This window comes from Arthrobacter sp. KNU-44, assembly GCF_051843155.1.
GTDB lineage: Bacteria > Actinomycetota > Actinomycetes > Actinomycetales > Micrococcaceae > Arthrobacter.
The window spans coordinates 85,110-109,240 of record NZ_JBPXNG010000002.1 but is presented as its reverse complement, the minus strand read 5'-3'; the positions used below and the strand labels follow the sequence as shown (position 1 = coordinate 109,240).

The 24,131-nt window shown below is 64.1% G+C and carries 19 protein-coding genes and 1 pseudogene; 13 read left to right on the top strand and 7 right to left on the bottom strand.

The genetic code is table 11. The annotated features are described in order from the left end of the window. Positions 1-183: 183 nt before the first annotated feature. Positions 184-1,332, top strand: a complete 1,149-nt coding sequence (locus ACSVHC_RS01370) for a helix-turn-helix domain-containing protein (RefSeq protein ID WP_439180467.1) — start codon at positions 184-186, stop codon at positions 1,330-1,332. 164 nt (positions 1,333-1,496) lie between these two features. Here the strand turns inward: ACSVHC_RS01370 and ACSVHC_RS01365 are convergent, their stop codons facing one another. From ACSVHC_RS01365 to ACSVHC_RS01350, 4 genes are all read right to left on the bottom strand, one after another. Continuing rightward, positions 1,497-2,135 carry an RraA family protein gene (locus ACSVHC_RS01365; RefSeq protein WP_439180465.1) on the bottom strand — a complete coding sequence of 213 codons (639 nt, stop codon included), beginning with the start codon at positions 2,133-2,135 and terminating at the stop codon, positions 1,497-1,499. Next, positions 2,132-2,557, bottom strand: coding sequence for a RidA family protein (locus ACSVHC_RS01360; RefSeq protein WP_439180464.1), 426 nt, complete (start codon positions 2,555-2,557; stop codon positions 2,132-2,134). Before ACSVHC_RS01360 ends, ACSVHC_RS01365 begins: the two co-directional genes overlap by 4 nt. After that, complete coding sequence (locus ACSVHC_RS01355; protein ID WP_439180462.1) at positions 2,554-3,912, bottom strand: MFS transporter; 1,359 nt, start codon at positions 3,910-3,912, stop codon at positions 2,554-2,556. Before ACSVHC_RS01355 ends, ACSVHC_RS01360 begins: the two co-directional genes overlap by 4 nt. A gap of 184 nt (positions 3,913-4,096) precedes the next feature. Further along, complete coding sequence (locus ACSVHC_RS01350) at positions 4,097-5,347, bottom strand: PucR family transcriptional regulator (protein ID WP_439180461.1); 1,251 nt, start codon at positions 5,345-5,347, stop codon at positions 4,097-4,099. A gap of 153 nt (positions 5,348-5,500) precedes the next feature. Between ACSVHC_RS01350 and ACSVHC_RS01345 the strand changes: the two genes are divergently transcribed. Genes ACSVHC_RS01345 through ACSVHC_RS01325 form a run of 5 tightly spaced genes read left to right on the top strand, consistent with a single transcriptional unit; the run spans position 5,501 to position 12,851 of the window. After that, positions 5,501-6,838 carry an MFS transporter gene (locus ACSVHC_RS01345; RefSeq protein WP_439180459.1) on the top strand — a complete coding sequence of 446 codons (1,338 nt, stop codon included), beginning with the start codon at positions 5,501-5,503 and terminating at the stop codon, positions 6,836-6,838. Further along, entirely contained in the window at positions 6,835-8,451 is a 1,617-nt protein-coding gene (locus ACSVHC_RS01340) for a thiamine pyrophosphate-dependent enzyme (protein ID WP_439180457.1), read from the top strand. The genes ACSVHC_RS01345 and ACSVHC_RS01340 overlap by 4 nt, the downstream gene beginning before the upstream one ends. 12 nt (positions 8,452-8,463) lie before the next feature. Then, a complete protein-coding gene (locus ACSVHC_RS01335; RefSeq protein ID WP_439180455.1) occupies positions 8,464-9,870 on the top strand; it encodes a gamma-aminobutyraldehyde dehydrogenase in 1,407 nt (468 codons plus the stop codon). Between the two features lie 9 nt (positions 9,871-9,879). Next, positions 9,880-11,583 (top strand): amidohydrolase, encoded by a 1,704-nt coding sequence (locus ACSVHC_RS01330; protein WP_439180454.1) that lies wholly within the window; start codon positions 9,880-9,882, stop codon positions 11,581-11,583. A gap of 8 nt (positions 11,584-11,591) precedes the next feature. Further along, positions 11,592-12,851, top strand: coding sequence for a M20 family metallo-hydrolase (locus ACSVHC_RS01325; protein WP_439180453.1), 1,260 nt, complete (start codon positions 11,592-11,594; stop codon positions 12,849-12,851). On the opposite strand, the gene ACSVHC_RS01320 is transcribed toward ACSVHC_RS01325, so the two are convergent. Continuing rightward, on the bottom strand, positions 12,848-12,970 hold the full coding sequence (locus ACSVHC_RS01320; RefSeq protein ID WP_439180451.1) for a hypothetical protein: 123 nt from the start codon (positions 12,968-12,970) through the stop codon (positions 12,848-12,850). The two genes, ACSVHC_RS01325 and ACSVHC_RS01320, sit on opposite strands and share 4 nt — an antisense overlap. A gap of 556 nt (positions 12,971-13,526) precedes the next feature. Between ACSVHC_RS01320 and ACSVHC_RS01315 the strand changes: the two are divergent. From ACSVHC_RS01315 to ACSVHC_RS01305, 3 genes and pseudogenes are all read left to right on the top strand, one after another. Continuing rightward, positions 13,527-13,769, top strand: a pseudogene (locus tag ACSVHC_RS01315) (type II toxin-antitoxin system RelE/ParE family toxin); the annotation flags it as partial. Beyond that, positions 13,769-14,074: a helix-turn-helix domain-containing protein gene (locus ACSVHC_RS01310; RefSeq protein WP_439180450.1), complete on the top strand. Its 306-nt coding sequence runs from the start codon at positions 13,769-13,771 to the stop codon at positions 14,072-14,074. The pseudogene ACSVHC_RS01315 and the gene ACSVHC_RS01310, both read left to right, overlap by 1 nt. Before the next feature lie 336 nt (positions 14,075-14,410). Further along, complete coding sequence (locus tag ACSVHC_RS01305) at positions 14,411-15,511, top strand: ATP-binding protein (RefSeq protein WP_439180449.1); 1,101 nt, start codon at positions 14,411-14,413, stop codon at positions 15,509-15,511. 222 nt (positions 15,512-15,733) lie between these two features. Here ACSVHC_RS01305 and ACSVHC_RS01300 read toward each other — a convergent pair whose 3' ends face one another. After that, positions 15,734-16,813 carry a LacI family DNA-binding transcriptional regulator gene (locus tag ACSVHC_RS01300; protein WP_439180448.1) on the bottom strand — a complete coding sequence of 360 codons (1,080 nt, stop codon included), beginning with the start codon at positions 16,811-16,813 and terminating at the stop codon, positions 15,734-15,736. Positions 16,814-17,072: 259 nt separating this feature from the next. On the opposite strand from ACSVHC_RS01300, the gene ACSVHC_RS01295 reads away from it, so the two are divergent. The 4 genes from ACSVHC_RS01295 to ACSVHC_RS01280 all read left to right on the top strand — a co-directional run bounded on the left by ACSVHC_RS01295 (position 17,073) and on the right by ACSVHC_RS01280 (position 22,935). After that, positions 17,073-18,032, top strand: a complete 960-nt coding sequence (locus ACSVHC_RS01295; protein WP_439180447.1) for a carbohydrate ABC transporter permease — start codon at positions 17,073-17,075, stop codon at positions 18,030-18,032. Further along, entirely contained in the window at positions 18,029-18,850 is an 822-nt protein-coding gene (locus ACSVHC_RS01290) for a carbohydrate ABC transporter permease (protein WP_439180446.1), read from the top strand. The genes ACSVHC_RS01295 and ACSVHC_RS01290 overlap by 4 nt, the downstream gene beginning before the upstream one ends. An 88-nt stretch (positions 18,851-18,938) precedes the next feature. Next, on the top strand, positions 18,939-20,216 hold the full coding sequence (locus tag ACSVHC_RS01285; protein WP_439180445.1) for an ABC transporter substrate-binding protein: 1,278 nt from the start codon (positions 18,939-18,941) through the stop codon (positions 20,214-20,216). 100 nt (positions 20,217-20,316) lie between these two features. Then, a complete protein-coding gene (locus ACSVHC_RS01280; RefSeq protein WP_439180444.1) occupies positions 20,317-22,935 on the top strand; it encodes a glycoside hydrolase family 78 protein in 2,619 nt (872 codons plus the stop codon). Positions 22,936-23,020: 85 nt separating this feature from the next. Here ACSVHC_RS01280 and ACSVHC_RS01275 read toward each other — a convergent pair whose 3' ends face one another. Further along, positions 23,021-24,040, bottom strand: a complete 1,020-nt coding sequence (locus tag ACSVHC_RS01275) for a LacI family DNA-binding transcriptional regulator (RefSeq protein ID WP_439180443.1) — start codon at positions 24,038-24,040, stop codon at positions 23,021-23,023. Between the last annotated feature and the right edge of the window lie 91 nt (positions 24,041-24,131).

Below are 24,131 nucleotides of genomic sequence, written 5' to 3'. Positions count from 1 at the left end.
GAAACTCCTGGCCGGTGAAAGTGTTGGGCTGCCACAAGAGCAGCTGATTTCGATCGTCCCAAGGCGATGGATGATTGCCCATGACAGGGGCGAACGCAAAAGCATGCAAAATATGTACGAACGTACATGGGCCGTGGCGTCCGGTTCCGCGAGGATGTATGGAGATGCTGCGGGAGGGGCGACATGACGGACGATGAGCAGTGGCTGACTTTGGTTGATGCCGTGGGCAGGCAGCTTCCTGGCCTCGTCGAGAATTTCCTGACCCGGATTCTTCCCGATCCCGCCTACGCGGATTCCGGCCTCACGCTTGAGGACCTGCGTCGCAGCAGTTCCAGCTCCTTCTCTGCCATGCTCTCGGCTCTCGGCGGGCGTGCCGAGGATATCGGCGCGCTTTCGGTCTTTGCCTCCGAGCTTGGCGCCCGGAGGGCACGTCAGGGCGTTCCGCTGGACAGCCTGGTCCGGGCGATTCGCCTCGATTTCTCGGTGCTCTGGGATGCTTTGTCCGCACCGGAACTGCGCGCAGACCCTGCGTTGTTGGTAAGGAAGGCGGAAGTCGTGTGGGCGACTGTCGACCGCTTCGCGTCCAGCGTCCAAGAGCGGTATTTGAGGGAGTTGGAGGAAATTGAGGGCGCCGATGCCGATCTTCAACAGCAGTATCTGACCCAACTGTTGGCGCCGGCCGAGCCGTCCCCAACTGAGCTGTCACGCATAGCCGGTGCCCTTCGCATCAACCCTCACGCGATGCTTCTTGTAGCGGCCATCGACCGGAACGATGGCCTGCTGATCAGGAGGCGGGTCCGGGCGCGTCCGCCGCGGGACTTTCCTGTGCTGACCTATGACCAAGGGCACCACACTCTTGTCATACGGCCCCGAACGGTGGACTCCAACGAAAAGCTGAGTTATCAGGAGGCCGCGCTGTTCGACGATGTCGCCGTCGCAGTGGCACCGCACGCCAACGGGATAGCGGGAGTGCGCACAGCAGTCAGCGCCGCCCGGGAAATCATGAAAGACCTGCCCATGGGCAGCAAGGGAATCTTCACGCTCCGGGACCGTTGGCTGTCCATCACAGCACACCGACTCTCGCAAGTGGGCTGTAACCCTGAAACCCTGGTCTTTTCGGCGCTTAGTCGATGTAGCGACCCCGAGCGGGAACGCCTCCTGGAAGCGGTGCGAGCATTCCTGGAGCTCGGCAGCCTTGTAGCCACGGCAGACAGGCTCGCCTGCCACCGGAACACCGTGGTGAACAGGCTGGCGGCATTTGAAAGTTACACCGGCCTTGACCTTCAAAAACCACGGGACAGTGCGTTGGCGCTGCTTGCCATTGGGGGATAGGGGCACAGGTTCCGGAGCCGATATTCCGTGCTGGCATCACGAAGGCCGCGGCGTCGAGACGGCTCAAAGCCACACACTCCTGTGTGGCTTTGAGCCTTCGTGTCTGGACAAGTCGAGCGTGCTGACAGCGGCGCGTCGCTGTCAGCGTGTGGTGGCCACCTGCGTCAGTGCACGAGAAGGGTTTCGAGTGGTTCACCCGCGGCGATTCGTGCCAGCAGTTCCGGCTCGGCCGCGTCCGAGGCCAGTGCCCGCTCCAAGACCGCTGTCGCCTCCTCCTGGGTCAGCACGATCACGCCATTATCGTCACCCAGCACCCAGTCTCCGGGATGAACCTCGACTCCGCCGAACAACACGGGAACGTTGACCGATGATTCCTTACCGTGCAGCCGCTTGGTGGTGAGGCACGAGGTGCCGCGGGCGAAGACCGGCAGGCCGGTGCTCCGCAACTCCAACAGATCCGTGGCGCGGCCGTCTACAACTATGCCGGCCGCGCCACGGGCCTTGGCAGCTGCTGCCGTCACTGCACCGACGGGGGCGTGACGGTGGTCACCATCCATGTCGATCACGAGCACTGCTCCGGGGTACAGCTCCAGGAGTGCACGGTTCATGGCGATCGCATCGTTGTCAACGATTCGGACTGTCACCGCAGGGCCAGCCACCTTTACGCCGTCGAGCAGCGACTGGATGGCCGGATCAACAAATCCGTCTTCCAGGAAGTGTCCGATAGTGGGGTAGCTGACCTCCGCAAGTCGGGCCAACAGGCCTGCCGGGGACCGAAGCTCCGCCGTAGATGCCTGGCTCATGCGAGCACCGCCACGCATTCAATCTCAAGGGATACTCCCCAGAGGCTCACACAGACGGAAGTGCGCGCGGGCTTCGCGGAGCCGAAGTACTCCGTGTAGACGCGGTTGTACTCCTCGAGCTGGTCCTGGCTGGTCAAGTACGTGTTGACCTTGACCACGTGCGCCAGGCTGGAACCGGCTGCTTCCAGTACCGTACGCAGGTTTTCGATGGTCCGCCGGACTTGTCCTTCGAAGGTCTCCGGTTGGTCGTCCAAACCGGTGATGGCCGGGATTTGGCCGGAGGTGAACACGAAACCGTTGGCGATGACCGCGTGGGAGAAGGGCCCGACGGCGGCCGCCTGGCCGGGGATCTCGGCGAGCCGCGTGATGGCGGCCGGGTTCGTCAGGGTGGGTTCCGGGCTCGTTAGGAAGGAATCGCTCATTTCGCGGCCGCATCCGCTGCATCCACGGGGGCGACGTCGACGGCGTCGATATTGCCGTGGCGGGTCTCCGTCAGGACGAACAGCGCCGCCAAGGAGATCAAGGCCGCAGCTGTTATGTACCAGGCAATAGAGGAGCTCTGGTGAGTCAGGCCCAGGAGCCAGGTGGTGATGAACGGGGTAGCGGCGCTGCCGAGAAGACCGGAGAGCATGTAGGCCACGGACAATCCCGAGTAGCGGACCTTGGAACCGAAGAGTTCGGCCAGGAACGTGGCGATGGGACCGTAGTTGGCTGCGAAGGCGGTCATCATTCCGAGGTAGGCGACGAACAACAGGGGTACGGACTTGGTGTCCATGAGCCAGAACATCGGGAAGGCGAAGAGCGCCTCAGCGGCTACTCCGGCGTAGATGATCGGCTTGCGGCCGTACCTGTCCGAGAGCTTCCCGAAGAAGGGGATGAGGACAAAGCACAGTGCGCAGGAAGCCAGGACAACCCAGAGCATGAGGCTCTCCGAGTGGCCTAGGTCTTTCTTGCCGTAGGAAACGCCGGAGGCAACCAGCAGGGTGAAGGTGCTCCCGGTAGAGAGGGTGGCGATGCCGCCGAGGACAACCTGCTTCCAGTACTTGGCCATGAGGGCGGCAAAGGGCATTTTCGCCTTGGCGCCGGCGGTCTTGACGGCCTGGAATGACGGGGTTTCCTCGATGTGGAGGCGGATGTAGATGCCGACAGCCACCAGCAGGCAGGAGGCCAGGAACGGGATGCGCCAACCCCAGCTGAGCAGTGCGTCCGAGCTGATGGTGGAAGCGACGATCAGGAACGCGACGTTGGCGATCAAGGTGCCTGCGGGAACGCCTACCTGAACGAGGGAACCGTAGAAGCCGCGGCGGGCGGAAGGCGCATGCTCAACGGTCATGAGTACCGCGCCGCCCCATTCGCCGCCCAACGCCAGGCCTTGGATGACGCGCAGCAGAAGCAGCAACAGCGGGGCCATGATGCCGATGGTGTTGTAGTCAGGCAGCAAGCCGATGGCGAAGGTTGCCGCCCCCATGGTGAGGAGGGAGATCAGGAGCATGGATTTGCGGCCGAGCCGGTCACCGAAGTGGCCGAAGATGATGGCGCCTACCATGCGGGCAATGTAGGCCGAGGCGAAGGTGCCGAAGGCCAGCATGGTGCCGACGATCGGGTCGAAGCTGGGGAAGAAGATTTTGTTGAAGACCAAGGCGGACGCTGTTCCGAACACGAACAGGTCGTACCACTCGACTGTGGTGCCGATGACGCTGGCGAGGGCGATTTTGCGCATCTTGGCCAGGTCAAGCCTGGCTGCGGACACGGAGGCGGTATCTACCGTTTGGGCCATGAGAAGCTCCAGATGAGTGTGGGGGCGAGTGCCCGGGTGAGGATGCAGATAACTATCCTGTGTTGCCTACCACACTGCAATGGCTGAATTTCCAGCAAAAAACGACAGAAAATGTTTGTTCACACAACGGGCGCTTTCCTTCGTGGAGGCCACAGGCCACAGCCGCAGGCCTCAAGTCCAAGCCTCAGGCCCAGGCCACCACCAGCCGGGCCGCTTGCGCCGGCACGGCCAGATCGATTCCCGTGAGCTCCTGGAAACGGTTGAGCCGGTTGAGAATGGTGTTTCGGTGGCAAAACAGTTCCTGCGCCGTGGTGGTGATGTTGCCCGTATGAAGGAAATGGCGCACCGTCTCGGTCAGCCGCTCGCGCTCGCCGTCGCGGCATTCCGAGAGGGCGGACTCAAGGTCGGCCCAGAGATCGAGGCCCGCATCCTGGAGTTGCTGCTTGGCGAGCCGGGCCCACGCCGCTGCGGCGGTCAGTGGACCTCGGTCTGCTGGATGGAGCAGCAAAGCAAGCCGCTCGGCCGTCCGTGCTGCGGAGGGCAAGGCGCGAAGGCCGGAAAATCCTTCCACGTAACCGCAAGGTATTCCCGTGATGGCCGCGGGAATGTAGGCGGGTCCTTCGTCTTGCCGGGGAGTGCTGCTGGACCCTCCGCTATGCGCCCGGGCTGCGCCGGTTGACCCTGCGCCGTGAATCCGTGGCAACGCCCAGAACACGTAGGTGCTGCCGCCGAATTCGTGGACGTAGAGCCGTTGGGACGGTTGGAGCCAACCCCCTTGGGCGGCGATGGTCCGAAGCTTGGAGGCGGCCTCGCCGCTCGCCGCGACGATCGAGAACCTTGCTTCCGGGTCCGTGACCAGGGCTGCCGCGGCCTGGCTGATGGTGTCTGCCGATAGCTCGGACTTGCTGAACAACCGGGCGATGAACTCCCGGCGGATGTTTGATTCCTCCTGGGCCATGCGGACCCGTTCGCTCGAATAGCTCGAGTGGGTCTGGGTGGCAAACTCATCCACCACCCGCCACACCTGGTCTACATGGGACGTCAGGAGTACGGCATCTTCGGCGTCGGAGATCTTCAGCAAATCTGCCCAAAGAATGCTGAAATCGAGGCGCACCGCTGAAATCAGGGCCTCGGGCGAAATGCCGGCGCGCGCACGTTTGGCGCCAAGTTCCGAAGAGAAACGTGCCAGCGAATCCTGGCTGGCACGAGAGTTTGAATGGCGGAACCTCTCGTCCCGCAGTCCGTCTATGAGACGCCGGAAAGTTTCACGCGCCGTGCTCCGCAACTCCGGCAGGTCCACCCTGTTGTCGGCATATTCGGGGATCTCCTGGACACGCGTCACGAAGAGCTCGACGAGTTCCTCAAGCCGCCCGTGCAGCCCCTCCACCAGCTCTCCCCAGCGTGCGGCGTCGCCGGCGTTCTCTCCATTGTGCATTCACACATCCTATGCCCGATTTTCCGTGACGCAGAGCTAGTCTTTTTGGGCGGATCTACTGGCACTATGGGAGTAGTCACTGCCGAGTGAGGCCAATCACAGCCGGTAGTTCCCCAAGCTTCACGGCACCGTTCGCATCTTTTTGGAGTAATCATGGCCAACAGCGCAGGCAGCGCAACCACCGATCTGAGCGCCGGGACGCTCCGCGCAGTCGATGAGAGGGTTACCAGGAAGGTCGCCCTCGCCGCCCTCGTAGGCACTGCCTTGGAGTGGTACGACTTCTTCCTCTTCACCACGGCGGCCGCCCTGGTGTTCAACGCCCAATTTTTCGTCTCGCAGGATCCGTTCGTGGCAGCGATGGGTTCCTTCGCCACACTCGCCGTCGGGTTCGTAGCCCGTCCCATCGGCGGGTTCATCTTCGGCGCCCTCGGCGACAAAGTGGGCCGCAAGAAAATCCTCATGGTCACCATCGTCGGAATCGGCGTCGTCACAGGCCTGATCGGCTTGCTGCCGAACTACATGACCATCGGCCTGGCCGCGCCCATCCTTCTGGTGGCCCTGCGGATCGTCCAGGGCCTCGCCGTCGGAGGCGAATGGAGTGGCGCGGTGATCATCGCCGTCGAAAACGCCCCGATCGCCAAGCGCGCACGCTACGCGGCGCTGCCCCAGATCGGCTCCCCGATCGGCACCATCCTGTCCTCCGGAGGTTTCTTCGGCATGCTCTTCCTCGTTGGTCAGAGCAACTTCGACGCCTGGGGCTGGCGCATCCCGTTCGTCGCGGCTATCCCGCTCCTGGCCATCTCCCTGTGGATCCGCAGCAGGCTCAGCGAGTCGCCCGAATTCGAAGCCCTCATGGAATCCGGCGAGACCGAGCATGCCCCCATCCGCGGCGTGCTGAAGAACAGCTGGCGCCAAATCCTGGTGGGCATGTGCTCGGCGCTGCTCGGCATCGGCGGCTTCTACCTCATCACCAGCTTCGTCGTCTTCTATGGCACCAAGGTCCTCAAACTGCCGTCCGAGCTGCTCCTTCTGGGCACTCTCCTCGCCGCCGCACTCGAAATCGGGGCCCTGATCTGGGCCGGCAGGATGGGCGAAAAGTTCGGTGCCAGCAAGGTCATCCTGTGGGGCGGCGTGGCCTCGGCCCTCATAGCCGTACCTGTTTTCCTGGCCATCGATAGCCGCAACCCCGTCCTGGTCATCGTCGGGATGATGATCGGCGTCGCCGTCCTGTCCATCCCGTACGCCGTCTCGGGCACGGCACTGACGGCACTGTTCGCCACCAAAGTCCGGTACACCGGCGTCGCAATCACCTCCAACACCGCAGGCGTCATCTCCGGCTTCGTGCCGCTGATCGCAACAGCGCTGGTGGCCGCCAACGGCAACTCATATTGGCCCGGCGCCATCATCCTCCTGATTGTTTCCGTACTGACCGCACTGTCCGGCATCTTCCTGCCCGGCCTGAGCATCAAAGAAGAAGGAATGAAGCATTGAGCACCACTACAGCAGGCCACCTCATCGTCGAGCAGCTGGAGCGCGCTGGCGTCAAACGGGTCTACGGCGTCCCCGGCGAGAGCTACTTGGACGTCCTGGATGGACTCCACGACTCGTCGATCGAGACCGTCGTGACCCGCCACGAAGGCGGCGCAGGCTTCATGGCACTGGCCGAGGGCCGCCTCACGGAACTCCCCGGCGTCGCCATGGTGACGCGCGGCCCCGGCGCCGCCAACGCGTTCATCGCCATCCATACGGCCCACCAGGACGCGACACCCTTGATCCTGTTCGTGGGACTCATCCCGGTGGCGGACCGAGGCCGGGAGTCCTTCCAGGAGTTCGACATCAACGCCTGGTTCGGCAGCACCGCGAAGAAAGTCGTAACTCTCGACGACGCGGCTTCCGCCGCCCGTGTGGTGGACGACGCCATCTTCACGGCGCTCAGCGGACGCCCGGGTCCCGTAGTGATCGGGCTTCCGGAGGATGTGCTGGTGCACGCCGTCACCGAAGGCACCGTGGAGCCGCGCCGGGTCTCCCGCCCAGGACCCAGCGCCGCGGCTTTGGCCGAGCTGGAAACGCGGCTCGCCGGAGCCGCCAAGCCGCTCGTCGTGGTGGGTGGCGAGGGTTGGACGCAGGAATCCGGGGACGCGCTGGCCGCCTGGGCGGCACGCCACAGCGTGCCGGTCGTGGCCGATTTCCGCGCCTACGACGCCGTCCCGCACAGCAGTGAGTCCTACGCAGGCTTCCTGGGATACGGCCGCAGCGACGCCACCGCAGCGCTTCTGAACGACTCCGACCTGCTCGTTTTCCTTGGCTGCGTCCGCGGGGACGTCCTCTCCGACGGCTACACCCGTGGCCACAATGCCGGGACCGTCGTGATCAACCCGGATCCGGACCTCCTCGGCCACTTCGGCCGGGTGGACCAGCACATCAGCGCAGACGTCTCGGCGTTCTCACTTGCCATCGCGGACACGGAATCTGCCGTGCGGCCGGCCGCCGGCTGGTTCCAGGATGCCCGGGCAAATTACCTCAAGTTCTCTTCGGCCCAGCCCGACGGCGGTACTGCAGTGGACCTCGGCGTCGTGATGGAGATCCTCAAGCAAGAGATGGACGACGATGCCGTCCTCACCTTCGGCGCGGGCAACCACGCCTTGTGGCCGGCCCGCTACCTGAAGCACAGCAGCGCCAACTCCCTGGCCGCTCCGCGCAACGGAGCCATGGGCATGGGAATCCCGGCAGCCGTTGCGGCCTCGCTGGCATATCCCGGCCGCCAGGTCATCTCGGTGGCCGGCGATGGCTGCTTCATGATGAACGGCCAGGAAATCGCCACGGCCATGGGCCACGGCGCACAATTCATTGTGCTGGTGGTGGACAACGGCATCTTCGCCACCATCCGCGAGCACCAGGAAGCGCACTACCCAGGCCGACCGTCCGGTACGCATATGACCAACCCCGACTTTGCCGCGCTGGCCCGCTCCTACGGTGGCTACGGCGAGCGCGTGGACAGGGCAGAAGACTTCGCCGCAGCGTTCCGCCGCGCCGTCGACTCCGGCCTCCCGGCCTTGCTGCACCTCCCGCAGGACCCCACCACCCGTTCCCCCAAGAGCAACTGACTGGAGCCTCACATGATCACGCTCAAGAACATCATCAACGGCCAAGCGGTGGACGTCCCCGCGAGCCTGCCGTTCTTCGATCCCCGGACGGGAACCCAGATCGGCAGGGCCCCGGACAGTGACGCGGCCGCCGTCGACCGCGCCTTCCAAGCCGCTGCAATCGCTTTCAAGAGCTACAAGCGCACGACGCCGGGCAAGCGCCAGGCGCTGCTGCTGCAGCTCGCGGACCTCATCGAAGCCAACGTGGACCGGCTGCTGGACGCCGAGGTGGCATGCACCGGCAAGCCGCGTGGCGTGACCCGCGAACTGGAGATCCTGCGCGGCGCCGACCAATTGCGCTTCTTCGCCGGAGCCTGCCGCGTCGTGTCCGGTACCGCGTCCACCGAATACGTGCAGGGCTTCACGTCCACCATCCGCCGCGAACCGCTGGGTGTGGTCGCGCAGATTACCCCGTGGAACTACCCGTTCATGATGGCCATCTGGAAGATCGGGCCGGCTTTGGCGGCGGGAAACACTCTGGTTTTGAAGCCCGCGGACACCACCCCGTGGTCCACCGTGATCCTGGGCGAGCTGGCCCAGCAGGTGTACCCGTCCGGCGTCGTGAACATCGTCTGTGGAGGCCGCGAGGCCGGTGCCGCGATGGTGGACCACGAGATCCCCGAGATGGTGTCCATCACGGGTTCCACCCGGGCGGGCGCCCAGGTCATGTCCGCCGCATCCAAGACCCTGAAAGACGTCCACCTGGAGCTCGGCGGCAAAGCGCCTGCGATCGTTTTCGCCGACGTCGACATCCAGCAGACCGCCCGCGAACTCGCCCTGAGCGCCTTCTTCAACGCCGGCCAGGACTGCACCGCCGTGACCCGGGTCCTGGTTCACGCGGACATCCACGCCGAGTTCGCCGAGGCCCTCGGTGCGGCGGCTGCCGCGCTGACTCTGGGCGATGACAGTTCGGACCTCGGGCCGCTGAACAGCGCCGCGCAGCTGGAGCGGGTGGAGGGCTTCATGACCCGACTTCCGGCCAACGCCACGGTCCTGTCCGGCGGCAAGCGGACCGGCACTGGGTACTACTTCGAACCGACAGTGATCGACGGCGTCTTCCAGACTGACGAGGTGGTATGCGACGAGATCTTCGGCCCCGTGGTCACGGTCCAACCGTTCTCCACCGAAGACGAAGCCGTGGAACTCGCCAACGGGACGAAGTACGCCCTGGCCTCCAGCGTTTGGTCAAACAACCACGGGGTGGTCACACGGGTGTCCAATGAGCTCGACTTCGGCGCCGTGTGGATCAACTGCCACCAGGTCATTCCGGCCGAGGCGCCGCATGGCGGTTTCAAGCACTCGGGCACGGGCAAGGACCTCTCCGTCTTCGGGCTGGAGGACTACACCCGGATCAAGTCCGTCACCACCTCGCACCGCTAGGCCGCAGGTATGAAACTGGACCTGCTCCTGCGCAACGCGGACGTCATCACGATGGACCCGGAGAGGCCATCTGCTAGTTCGCTGGGAATCTGGCAGGGCCTCGTGGTGGGGCTCGATGAAGATGTGGACGGCCTCGACGCCGCAGAGATCCTGGACCTCGACGGTGCCACGGTGACCCCCGGGTTCATCGACGCCCATTGCCACACCACGTGGTTCGGGTTGGGCCTTGCGGAACTGGATGTGTCCACGGCGCGGGGGCTGGGGGAGCTGTACGCGTTTCTGCAAGCTGCCGTCTCGGCTTCGGGCACTGACGCCGCTCGCGTTGAGGCAAAGGCCTGGCTCATGGCCACTGGCTTCAGCCAGCAGCAGCACGACGGCGCGTTCCCGGACATTCGTGAACTTGACCGCATCACGGGGGAGAGGCCGCTTTTCATGCGGCACAACTCCGGGCACATGGCCGTGGTCAACACAGCCGCGCTGCGGCTGGCAGGTGCCGAGTCGCCGTCGTACGCGGATCCCGACGGCGGCGTGATCGTCCGCGACGCGGCGGGGCGTCCCACGGGACTCGTGCAGGAGACGGCACAGGAACTGATCCAGCAGCTGATCCTGCCGTATTCGATCAGCGAGATCGAGGCAGCCCTGGAGCAGGCCACACGTCACTACGCCTCCGAGGGCATCACGAGCTTCACCGAAGCGGGCGTCGGCGGAGGTTGGATCGGCCACAGTCCGGTGGAACTTGCCGCCTACCAGCGGGCCGCGGCCAATGGCAGGCTCCACGCTCGCGCCCAAGTGATGCCGGTGCTGGACGTTTTGCACCGGCTTGGCGGTCATGGCGACGACGGTTCCGGTGCGGCAGGCTTGGACTTGGGAATAACGAGCGGATTCGGCAACGATTATCTCTCCCTTGGCCCCGCCAAGGTCTTCCTCGACGGTTCGCTCCTCGGCGAAACCGCCGCGGTCAGCCATGAGTACTGCAGCCGCGCGCAGAAGGACAACACGGGCAACACCGGCTACTTCCAAGCCGAACCTGCCCTGCTGCGGGAACGGATCGAGGCCGCCTACGCTGCCGGATGGTCGATTGCTGCCCACGCCATAGGAGACCGGGCCGTGGACCTCGCGATCGACATCCTCGCGGAGTGCGACGCGAAGTACCGCCCGCGCGTTGTGCCGAACCGCATCGAGCACGCCTCCATGACCAGGCCGGAACAACTGGAGCGTTTGGCCGCCCTAGGCATCGCCGTGACCCCACAAGCCAGCTTCTTCCACGACGGCGGCGACGGCATGTCGGCGTCGCTCGGCCCCGACCGGTTGCCCTGGGCGTACCGCGCGTCGTCGTTCCTGTCCGCCGGGGTGACCTTGGCCGGAAGCTCCGACCGTCCCGTCGCGGACGGCAACGTTCTGCGCGGCATGCAAGCTTTCGTGGACCGGCGGACATCCTCCGGCGTCGTGTTCGGCAACCCTGCAGAGCGGCTCACTCCGTACGAGGCGCTAGCCGCATACACCACTGGGGCGGCTGCTGCGACCGGAATGTCGGCCGCGAAAGGGTCTTTGGCTCCCGGCAAGCTTGCCGATTTCGCTGTCCTGTCGGGGTCACCGCTTGCTGCCGGCAATATCGCGGAGTTGCAGGTCCTGGCTACGGCCGTCGGCGGCCGCTTTACCCATAACACTTTGACCGCAGTCCACCACACTTCATACGTTAAGCACAGTTCATAGGGGAACCAATGACTTCCACCACCAGCTTCACCGCCCAGGACACCGCCTTCGTCCAGGACTTCCACACCATGAGCGCTTTCGGCGCCACCCCGAACGGCGGAGTGGACAGGCAAGCCGCCAGCCAGCCCGACGGCGAACAGCGGCACTGGCTCACGAGCTTGCTGGAATCCCGGGGATTCACAGTCCGTTTCGACCGTGTCGGCAACCAGTGGGGACTCTACGAGGCCGCCCCGGGAGCTCCGTTTGTTGTGGTTGGCTCGCACATGGATTCCCAGCCGACGGCGGGACGCTACGACGGTGCCTACGGTGTCCTGGCCGCCGCGCATGCGGCCTTCCGGCTGGTTGCCCAGTGGAACGCGCCGGGAGCTGCGGCACCCAAGTTCAATATCGCCGTCGTGAACTGGTTCAACGAGGAGGGCAGCCGCTTCAAGCCGTCCATGATGGGTTCCTCCGTGTACACGGGCAAGCTCGCGCTGGAGACGGCGCTGGCCACCACGGACGCGGCCGGGATTTCCGTACAGGACGCCCTGGACGCCATCGCTTGCCGTGGTTCCTACGAAGGACCCGAGGCGGCATACTGTGCCGAAATCCACATCGAACAAGGCCGCAGCATGGAACGGGAAGGCATCACGATTGGCCTGGTGTCCTCCAACTGGGCAGCCAACAAGTACGAATTCGTGGTTCACGGCGAACAGGCGCACACAGGCTCCACAGTGATCGCGGACCGCAAGGACGCCCTCCTGGGAGCCTCGATGCTGGTGGTTGCCGCCCGGGACATCGCCAACCGTTTCTCCGGTGTGCTCCACACCTCTGTGGGGCAGCTGAACGTCTACCCGAACTCGCCCGTTGTAGTGCCGTCCCGGGTGAGCCTGCTGCTGGACCTGCGCAGTGCCGACGAATCCGTACTGGCCCAAGCCGATGCCCTGCTGCACGAACGTATCGCGGAAATCGAGGCGCTGGCCAACGTTTCCGTGGAACAGCACCATTCGCACTCGTGGCCGGTCACTCCGTACCAGCCCGAGGGCGTGGAACTCGCCGCCAAGGTTGCCGCCGACCTGGGGCTGTCCAACAAGGAAGTCATGACCTTGGCCGGGCACGATTCCACCAACATGAAGGACATCGTTCCCACAGTGATGCTCTTTGTTCCCAGCGTGGACGGCATCTCCCACAACGAGCACGAATACACCAAGGACCAGGACATCGTTGCAGGCCTGGCGATGCTCACCGAAGTGGTCAACCGGCTCTGCAACGGAGCGCTGGAGGACTAGTCCAGTCTGAGGCCGATGACGACGGCTTCCTCGTCGTGTCCCACCGGGAAGCCGGCGAACTCCTCGCGTTGTCGGGTGATCTCGACGGGGTATCCCACGGTCTTGGGGGCGGCGGTCATTTTCTGTACCGATGCGGCGAAGGTTGCGCGGTGTGGCTGCGGTGGAGGGCAAAGAGATCGCTGTCGTCCGAGAGGCAGTCGGTGATGCCGTGTCGATCAATGCCTGGACGCCGGCGAGGATGAAGCCATCAGCCGCCAGGACGGCAAGTGCGATCCTGGCTGCTACGCGCTGAGTGTCGTCCATGATGGGTGTTCCGTTGCTTCGCGGGTCGCGGGGAGCTGGGAAAGGCGGCTTCCCAGAGCTGCCTGCAGCGTGCGGGCAGGATCATGGTCGGCCACAGGGCCATCAGTCGTGCTGCGTGGACGATGCGGCAGATTTCCCCGATGGATCCGGAATTCTGCAGGGTGAGTTGGTACGGCACCGAGCAGTTGCCGTTGGCATCCACGTTGTGGTGTTTTTCCGGTCCCCAGTCCAGGTGCAGCGGAGTTCCACGGCGAGTGTCTGCTCCCCATGGATATAGCCCTTGAGTTGTATAACCTGTGGGTTGTATCATTGGGTCGGTTTGGAATGTTGACGTTGCGTCGGTGGAGTGGTGGCTGAGGGCGTGGGCCGCAGCTTGGCCGTCCGCTGGTCGATGCGGTGGTTCGTTCGCGGCACAGGAACATGAAGGAACTTCGGTCGGGGTCGAGTGGCCGTCCGGAGCTGCGGATCCTGTTCGCCTTTGACCCTGAGCGGCATGCGATCCTGCTTGTCGCAGGTGACAAGGCAGGCAACTGGAGCAAGTGGTACAAAACGAACATCCCGATTGCGGATGCGCTGTTCGATGATCATCTGAGAATTCTGAAAGGAGGATCGTAATGGCAAAGACTATCGAAGAGATGCTGGCCAAGCGGCCTGTCGACCGGGCTGCGGTCGAGGCACATAAGAAGCACCTGCTCGATGAGGTCCGGGCGTACCGGCTTCGTGAGCTCCGCGAGGCATCGGAGCTGACTCAGGTCGAGCTGGCTGCGCGCCTGCACGTCAGCCAGAACAGGGTCTCTCGCATTGAGCACGGCGACATCGACCGCGCCCAGGTCGACACGCTGCGGAAATACGTCGAAGCGGTCGGTGGCCGGCTTCGTGTCGAGGTCGAACTCGGCGACGAACGGATCCAGATCGCCTGACCCGAAAACCTGGACAATCACTCATGCACCCCTTGGCTTCGCAGCGGAACGGATTCACAACGGGCAAAAAAGGAAGTGTTGACAATGTCAGACTTTTTCCGTCGGACTGGGTCGTACATCGGGCGGATTGGCTCGGATTGCCTATGTTTTCAAGAGTTCAAGAGTTCAAGAGTTCAAGAGTTCAAGAGTTCAAGAGTTCAAGAGTTTCCAGTGTTTCCGGGGGCCGGAATGCGGTTCGAGGCCAGTTTGCGTTCAGTCTTCCCGCAAACGGTTGGCTGGTTGGTAGGGTGAGATTCACAGGATTCATATGATTCATCGACATTCACAGGAGCAGGTGTGGAGAACCCTTTTCGGCCGACGGCTGGGGCGACGCCGCCGGATCTTATCGGGCGCGGCGGAGTGCTGGACGAGTTCGCCTATGGTCTGCGGATCGGGTCGGGGGCGCCGGGACTTCTGACCATCTTCACCGGGGCGAGGGGCATCGGCAAGACCGTCATGCTCGGTGCCGCCGAGGACCTGGCCGTGGCCGGTGGCTGGGCCGTGGTGTCCGAGACCGCGACCGGCGGGTTCCTGAGCCGTATCGGGGAGGCGATGCGCAGGCTGACGAACGAACTCGGGGAGGGGCCGACAGGACGGCGGGTGACGGGGGTGTCGGTGGCCGGGTTCTCGGTCACGACCCAGCTTGCCCCGGAGGAGCAGGTCGACTGGCGGGCGCGCGGAGCGGCGCTTTTGCGTTTGCTGGCGGATCGGGGGACGGGGTTGGTCATCACGGTTGATGAGATTCACGCGGCGGACCGGGCCGAGTTGTCCCAGCTTGCCGCGGATGTCCAGCATTTCATTCGCGAGGGCCTGCCGATCGGGCTGATCTTCGCGGGTTTGCCTGCCGCTGTTTCCGATTTGCTGAACGAGGGAGTGGCCACGTTCCTGCGGCGCGCTGACCGGATCGATCTGCATGCGGCATCGATCGCGGAGGTGGAGCGCTCGTTCACCGAAACCTTCTCCTCTGCGGGCGTCCCTCTGGACAGCGACCTCGCCAAGGTCGCGGCGGTGGGCACGGGAGGTTACCCGTTCCTGATCCAGCTGATCGGCTATTACCTCTGGCGGGAAGCCGAAAAGGCCCCGGGCGGTCTGGATGCCGCCGCCGTTAGCCGGGCAGTGACGGCGGGCCGGCGTCGGAACGAGAGGGTGGTCATTGAAGCGGCGCTGTCTACGACGTCCGGGCGGGACCGTGATTTCCTGCAGGCCATGGCCGAAGATCCCGGCCAGTCGTCGACCGCCGATATTGGCAGGCGTACGGGGATGCGGCCGAATGCCGTTGGTAACTACCGGACGCGGTTGATGGATGCGGGTCTGATCGAAGCGGCAGGTTACGGGCTCGTGGACTTCGCCATCCCTGGACTGCGCGAATACATGACCGCTGGTCCGGCCAGGAAATAAGCCGCGCGGCCGGCAGAAGTTCGGATCTCCCTGGTCCATTAGGTGGCATTCCCGGTGCGTTGACAGTGTCAACACTTTTTCCGTGCACCGCCCTCGATGCCAGGCCGGAGGCGGATTTCCGTGCCTCGATCGGACACCTCTATAGGCGGGAAAGTTTCCGCAGCGATACCGGCAATTGACCCGCTCGTGGCGCGGGCCCCCAAACACGATGTATTAGTCGGCTCAGGCTTCGAGCGGCAGTTTGCCGTCTTCTTCCAGCACGGGCCTTCCGTTGGGTCCCAGAGTGCTCTCGCGAAGGATCAGACGCGGCTTAAGGGTCAGGATGCGGTGTTCGTGGTCGGGATTCCGGATCTCGTCGAGCAAAAGGGTGATTGCTTCAGCGCCCATTCTGTGTCCGTCCTGAGCGACGGTGGACATGGAGATGGCGACTTCGGTGGCGAAGTGGTTGTTGTCATAGCCGATGACGGCGACGTCGTCGGGCACCCGCAGGCCTCTTGCCATGAGCTCGTGGATGATCCCCGCCGCAATGCGGTCCGAGGGCGAAAGAATTCCGTCCGGAACGCGGTCGGCCGGCCGGTCGGTCACTTCTGCGGCGATTGTGCGCCCTTCATCGCTCTTGAGGCGACGTGAAGGGATGATCTCGAGGGTGGCGTTGCCGGCCTCCATCACGGCCCGGAGGGCGCCGTTGCGCCGCTCCTTGACGGCGTGGAAATCCTCGGGACCTCCGGCGAACAACAACCGGCGCCTGCCGAGTTCAAGGAGGTGCCGTGCGGCCATGTAACCGCCGTGTTCCTCGTCCGAGAGGACCGCGCAGCAGTCCTGGCGGCCGCCCGCGTAGTTGACCAGAACTATCCTGCGCCCGTGACGGCGGACGCGGTCGACACCTTCAAGACTTGCATTCAAAGGCGTGAACAATATGCCCGCCACCCGCGCCTCGTCGAAGATGTCCAGATAAGACTCCTGACGTTTGAAATCGACGTCGCTGTTGGCCAGCAGGACGGCATGGCCCGAGGTGCGTGCCTCGTCTTCGGCCCCTCTCGCAATGTCCACAAAGAGTGAGTTATCGATGTCGGTGAGGACTAATCCGACAGTGCTGCTACTGCCTGCCGCGAGCGAACGGGCGGCGCTGTTCGGAACAAAGCCCAACTGCTCGACGGCGGCGAGCACCTTCTGGAGCGAACGCGCCGAGACTTTCTCCGGCTTGTTCAACGCATGCGAAACGGTCCCAAGTGATACTCCGGCAAGGCGCGCGACGTCCTGCATACTGGGGGCCCGGCCCCCGTCTGCGGTCTGGCTAGTCACGCGGCTGGTCCCTCAATCCTAAAGCGCTTCATTTATGGCTTCACGCAAGAATAGAAGGCCGTGCGGACGCGGTCAAGCTGGTGATCCCCGATGGGGCCAGAATTAAATCGTTTCAAAAGCTATTGACGCACATCACATCCGACCCCTACTCTAATTCCAGATGAAGCGCTTCAATTCAGTAACGTTTTCTACTCGATGGAGAGGTTCCCGTGATTCGTTGGATCAGCACCCGGGTGCAGTCATTGCCGGGAGGGACGCAGTGAGCCCGGCAGAGAGCCAGTCGCTGGCGGTGGCCGAGGCCGCCGCGCCCGTTTCGCCCCTTGACCGCCGCACCCGGAAATTCACCGCCCGGCGGATCGGTACGGTCCCGTGGTGGTTCGTAGTTCCGGCCCTTGTGTTCTTCCTGTTCATTGTCCTGTGGCCAAGCGTGCAGGGCGCCGCCTACGCGTTCACCAACTGGGATGGGCTCTCGGCCACCAAGGACTTCGTGGGCCTGGCCCAGTTCGAGCGCCTTCTCAAGGACCCTGGGGGAGTCGGCGCCGTGGTCCACACGCTCCTGATTGCGTTGGCGATCACCGTGGTGCAGAACCTCATCGGCCTGTTGCTGGCCTTGGGCGTGCATAGCAAGATCAAGAGCCGCAACATCCTGCGGGTGGCCCTCTTCACTCCGGCAGTGATTACACCGGTGGCCACCGGCTACCTGTGGAAGTACCTCATGACCCCTGATGGGGCGATCAATCAGATGCTGGGGTTCTTCGGTCTCGGAGCCCTCCAGCACGATTGGCTTGGAGACGCCGACATCGCCCTATGGTCCATCGTCGCGACGGTGGTTTGGCAATTCGCCGGCTACTCCATGGTGATCTTCCTGGCCGGCCTCCAAGGAGTCCCCGAGGATGTCCTCGAGGCCTCCAGGATTGACGGCGCTGGCCCGTTCTGCCGGTTCTGGTACGTCGTCCGCCCGGAACTGGCGCCAGCGATCACGATCAACCTGATGCTCTCGATCATCGGTGGCCTGAAACTGTTCGACCAGGTGTGGGTCATGACTTCCGGCGGCCCCGGAACGTCGACCGACACCATGTCGACCCTGATCTACAAGAACGCTTTCCAGTTCGGCGACTTCAGCTACGGCATTGCCATGGCACTGGTCCTGACGGCCTTCGTCGCGATCCTTTCCACCGCTCAATACAAGCTCCTCGGCAAGCAGGGAGGCTCCAAGTGAACCGCTACACCTGGCGGACGTTCGTCCTCGAGGCTGTCATGGTCCTCGTCGGCGTCCTCTTCTTCCTCCCCGTCTACATACTGGTCAATCTCGCACTGAAGACCCCGGACGACCAGTCCTCCCCTCTGGCTCCGGTCACCAACATCACGTTCCAGAACTTCTCCGATGCGTGGAGCCAGGCCAACCTGGGCCAGGCCCTGCTGACCAGCGCTTTCGTCACCGTGTTCAGCGTGCTGATCATCGTCGTGATCTCGGCACTGGCCGCCTACCCCCTGGCCCGGGTGACGAAGAGATGGTCGAAGTGGCTGTTCTTTGTCTTCATGCTGGGGCTGCTCCTGCCCTTCCAGCTTGCCCTCATCCCGCTCTACACGACCATCCGGGACCTGGGCCTGCTCGGCAACCCGATCTCCCTGGTCCTGTACTACGCCGGTTTGCAGGTTCCATTCTCGGTGTTCCTCTATACGGGGTTCATCCGTGCGGTTCCCCTCGACTATGAGGAGGCCGCCGCGATCGACGGGGCCGGCCCGCTGCGGAGCTTCTTCTCGGTGATCTTCCCGTTAGTGCGTCCAATCACCGGCACGGTCGTCATCCTGAACGTCCTCCACGTCTGGAACGACTTCCTGACCCCCTTGCTGTACCTGAGCGGCAGCAACCAGCAGACCGTACCGGTCGCCCTGTTCTCGTTCGTCAGCCAGTACGTCTCGCAGTGGAACCTGGTCTTCGCCGGCTTGGTCATCACTATCGCGCCGATCCTCATCGCCTACTTCGCGATGCAGAACACCATCATCAAGGGCTTCGCCAGCGGTCTCAAAGGCTAGTCCCCGCACCTCACCTTCGTGAGGCCGTCCGGTCCTCACGTCTTTACCTAGGCAGCGCCCTGGCTGCAGTTCAAAGGAGAGCAACACAATGCACAAGAAGAGCCTTCTGGCCCTCTCGGTCGCCGTCGCCGCGGCCCTCGGCCTCACCGCTTGCAGCGGAGGCAGTTCCAATGCCGGTGTCGGCGCTGGGGACGGGAAGACCTTGACCCTCGCGGCCACGACCAACGAAAAGCCCGCCCTCGACGCCGTTGTCGCGAAGTTCAAGGAGCAGAATCCGGGCGTGGACGTGAAGTATACGACGTCGGCACTGGACCAGTACCAGACCACCACCCGCACCCAGCTCTCCTCGGGGACCGCCCCGGATGTCGTCTTCGTCTGGCCCGGGGACGGCAACCCCATGGCTACCCGCGTGGTCGGCAAGGCCGGTTTCCTCGAAGATCTTTCCAGCCAGTCCTGGGCCAACAGCTTCCCGGCGGGTATCAAGCCGGTCACCCAGTACAACGGTAAGACCTACAGCGCCTCCGTCACGTTCTCTGGCATCGGCGCGGTCTACAACATGACCGCCATGACTCAGGCGGGCCTGACGCCCCCGACCACCTGGAGCGGACTACTGCAGTTCTGCTCCGCCGCGAAGGCCAAGGGCAAGACAGCTTTCGAGCTCGGCGCGCAGACCAACTGGGTCACCCAGCTCATCCCGTATGCCTTGACCCCCACCCTTGTCTACGGTCCGAATCCGAACTTTCCCCAGGACATGACCGACAAGAAGGCCACCTTCAGTGACTCGAAGTGGACCGACGCGCTCAACAAGTACACCGAGATGCAGAAGGCCGGCTGCTTCCAGGCCAACCCCCTCGGAACTGACTACAACGCGAGCCTTGCGGCCGTCGCCAAGGGCGACGCTCTCAGCGTGGTGCAGGTGAACTCAGCCGTGGCCGCGATCAGCACCCAGGCGCCGAAGGGCACCGAGTTGAACATGCTTCCGGTCCCGGTCAGCGACAACGCTGCTGAGACCCGCATGGCTGGTGCGGCCGGATCGACCTACGGGGTGAATGCGCACGCGAAGAACAAGGACCTGGCCATCAAGTTCGTCAACTTCCTCGAGAGTCCTGACGGCATGAACCTCTACGCACAGACCAACAAGGCCCTTCCGGCGGTCCCGAACGACGCCTTCAAGGTCGACCCCGCACTCAGCACGCTGCAGGAATACCAGAAGGGCGGCAAGACGGACGCGTTCATGGACCAGAACTGGCCCAACGCCCGCGTCCAGCAGACCCTCTTCCAGGTAGTTCAGGACCTCCTTGCCGGCAAGACGGACACTACAGGGGCCCTGAAGCAAATGGACACCGCCTACACCTCAGGCTCTTAGCAACTCCGGCCCACCACGGGTCAAGCGCCGATCACCGGGCAGTGGCGGTCCCAGGACCGCCACTGCCCTCACACCTCGAGAACACTTTGGGAAGTACCACATGACAATCCCGGCAACAGCCACAGCGACAGAAGAAAGCACTGCAGCCACGGCTCACGTGGTCCGGCTACAGACTGAACACCGGACGGTCGCCCTTGGCATTGGTGAGGCACGCCCCCGCCTTTCCTGGCAGACAGAAGCCCCGGCCGGATGGGAACAGCGCAAGTACGAGATCGCCGTCGAACGGGCCGTCAAGGCGCGCGTGACGACGGAAGTCGTGTCCCCGGAGTCCGTCCTGGTGGAGTGGCCGTTCCCGGCGTTGACGTCGCGTGAGCGCGTCGAGGTGCGGGTGCGGGTCTGGGGAAAGGATGACAACCCATCGCTGTGGAGCGACTCTCTCACCATCGAGGCTGGCCTCTTGGCTGCCGAGGACTGGATGGCCGTGGCCATCACGCCGAACCTGGAGTACGACCGCGAGGTGGAAAACCCGCCTGCCTTGCTCAGGCGCTCCTTCACAACAGAGGCAGACATTGCTTGTGCCAGGCTCTACGTCACGGGGCAAGGCGTGTACGAAGTGGAGATCAACGGCCGGCGGATCGGGGAGGAAGTCCTCGCTCCGGGGTGGACGAGCTATGACCACCGCCTGCTCTACTCAACGTTCGACGTCACCGACTACGTCGTCGACGGCGAGAACGCGATCGGCGCGTGGCTGGCCGATGGTTGGTTCCGGGGACGCATCGGATTCCAAGGAGGCACTCGGAACACGTACGGTGACCGGACCTCCCTGCTCGCGCAGCTCGAAATCACCTACGAGGACGGTCGGAGCGAAGTCATCACCACCGACGGTGAATGGCGAACCTCCCACAGTCCCATCACTTTCGCGAGCTTCTACGACGGCGAACGCTACGACGCTCGCCTTGAGCAAGATGGCTGGTCGCAGCCCTGCTTTGACGACAGCTCTTGGTCCGGGGTTCTGGCTGCCAAGCTGGCCAAGTCCACCCTCGAGGCCCCCGCAGGACCGCCCGTCCGTTGCACCGAGGAGCTCGCGCCCCAACGCGTCTGGACATCACCTTCCGGCAAGACCCTGATCGACTTCGGCCAAAACCTCGTCGGCCGGCTCCGGCTCAGCGTCCAGGGCAAGCCCGGCGACACCGTGACCATTCGCCATGCCGAAGTCCTCCAGGACGGCGAGCTGTACACGAGGCCGCTGCGCCTGGCCGCCTCCACCGACGAATACACGCTCGCGGACAGTGCCGAGCACAACTGGGAGCCGCGGTTCGCCATGCACGGCTTTCGCTACGCCGAGATCACTGGAGCCGTCGACGCCGTCAAGCTCGACGCGCTCATCGCACGGGTCCACCACACCGACATGGAACGCACCGGCTGGTTCGAATGCTCCGACCCGCTCATCAACCGCCTGCACGAGAACGTCCGGTGGAGCATGCGCGGGAACTTCGTCAGCATTCCCACGGACTGCCCCCAGCGCGACGAACGGCTCGGATGGACAGGAGACATCCAGGTCTTCGCCCCCACGGCTTCCTTCCTCTACGACTGCTCCGGGATGCTCGCCGGCTGGCTCAAAGACGTCGCCGATGAACAGCTCCCGGACGGGACCGTCCCGTGGTACGTCCCCTGGGTCCAGGCAGGATCGTGGGACGCGACGATCCCCGGAGCCGTGTGGGGCGACGTCGCCGTACTCACCCCCTGGACCCTGTACGAGCGATTCGGAGACAAGGGCGTGCTCTCCGACCAGTACGCGAGCTCCAAAGCATGGGTCGACCTCATGGCCGAACGGGCAGGCGAAACCCACCTCTGGGACGAAGGTTTCCAGCTCGGCGACTGGCTTGACCCCGCAGCACCCCCGCACGACCCCGCCGACGCGCGCACCGACCGCTACCTCGTCGCCACCGCCTACTTTGCCTGGTCCGCCCGCCAACTCTCCCGGATCGCCGACGTCCTGGGCAATACCGACGACGAGGTCCGGTACGCGGAACTGGCCGAAAACGTCCGGCAGGCATTCGCCCGGCGATACGTCCACGAGGACGGAACCATGACAAGCGATGCACAGACCGCCTACGCACTCGCGCTCGTGTTCGACCTCCTGCCCACCGAAAGTCAGAAAAGCCGTGCCGCCGCGCGCCTTGCAGAGCTCGTCGCCGAGTCCGGGAAACGCATCGCCACCGGATTCGCGGGAACCCCGGTCATCAGCGACGCCCTCACCCTCGGCGGCCACGTCGGGACGGCCTACGATCTGCTCACCGAAGAGGAATGCCCCTCTTGGCTTTACGCCGTGAAGCAGGGAGGAACGACCATTTGGGAACGGTGGGACTCGATGCTGCCGGACGGCACCATCAACCCCGGGGAGATGACCTCCTTCAACCACTACGCCCTCGGCGCCGTGGCCGACTGGATGCACCGTGTCATCGGCGGCCTTTCACCCCTCGAACCGGGCTACCGGAAGATCGGCATCCGGCCGCTCCCTGGCGGAGGGATCACCCACGCCACTACGCGCCACCTGACCCCGTACGGCATGGCTGAAGTCGGATGGAGGATCGAGAACGGCACCATGCACCTCGACGCCACCGTGCCGACAGGAACGACGGCGACAGTCCAGCTTCCCGGGGGCCTCCCCAGCGAGCTGGGCCCGGGCAAGCACCACGTGAGCGCCCCGACCAAGTGAGGACTCCTGCGCCGGTCCCATGGGTTCCGGCGCAGGACCAGTGGGGTGGATCCGCGAAGGCGGATTTTCTCGTGCTGCGATAGTGCTAGCGGCCCGTGGTGCTTTGCCTGGCCACGAGTTCCGGGGTGAACACCACCTGGCTGTGCACATGTTGCCCGGGTTCGGCGTCGATTTCGTCGAGGAGGAGTTGCGCGGCGCGCTCGCCGATCAGCTGCCTCGGTTGACTGATGGAGCTGAGCGGGATGCTCGATTGGGAAGCGAAATCGATGTCGTCGAACCCGATGATGGCGATGTCCTCGGGCACGCGGAGACCGTTCGCGGCGAAGGATTGCAAGAGGCCTAGGGCCAGTTGGTCGTTGGCGGCAAACACGGCGTCCGGGCGCTTGTCGGGCTGGAGGTTCCCTATGAGATCTCCGATCCTGCGCCCGCGTTCGAATTTCAGGTCCGGGGTTTCGAACAGTTGGAGCGGTACGCCCGCGCGTGCTGCCGCGTCGCTGGCGCCCCGGTAGCGGTCCTCGACCTGCTGCAGCGTGAAGGGGCCGCCGACGAATGCCGGGCGTACCGAACCGACGCTGACGAGATGTTGCAGAGCGGTGGCACCGCCGGCGACGTCGTCCACTGAGACCGAGCAGAACTGATCCGTGCTTGCGAGCCTGTCGACGAGCACAGAGGGGATGCCACGGTCGCGCATTCTTTCGAGTCGTTGAAGGACTTGTCCGTACGGAGTGATCAAGACTCCTTGGACGCGTTGCTGTTCGAACAGCTCCAGATATGCCTGTTCGCGGCCGGCGTCTTCGGCGCTGTTGGCCAGGATCAGGGAGTGCTTGTGTTCTTCGGCGACGTTTTCAGCGCCCAAAGCGACATCGGTGAAGAAGGGGTTGCGCACGTCCAGCACCAGCATGCCCAGGCTTCTGGTGGATCCGGACCGCAGCGAGCGGGCTGATTCGTTGCGCACGAATCCCAGCTCCTCGATGGCGGCCAGAACGCGGGTCCTCTTGTCGAACGACACTTGGTCCGGCCGGTTGAGGACATTCGACACCGTGCCGACCGAAACTTTCGCTAGGGCGGCGACGTCTGTCAGCTTTGCTCCCGGGCCGCTTGGCACGCTCAACCTCCCAATTGATGAATCGAATCAAACCGTTTCATCAATATTACGTGTCTCGACCGGGCTATCTCAGGGATTGACTGTTGACACG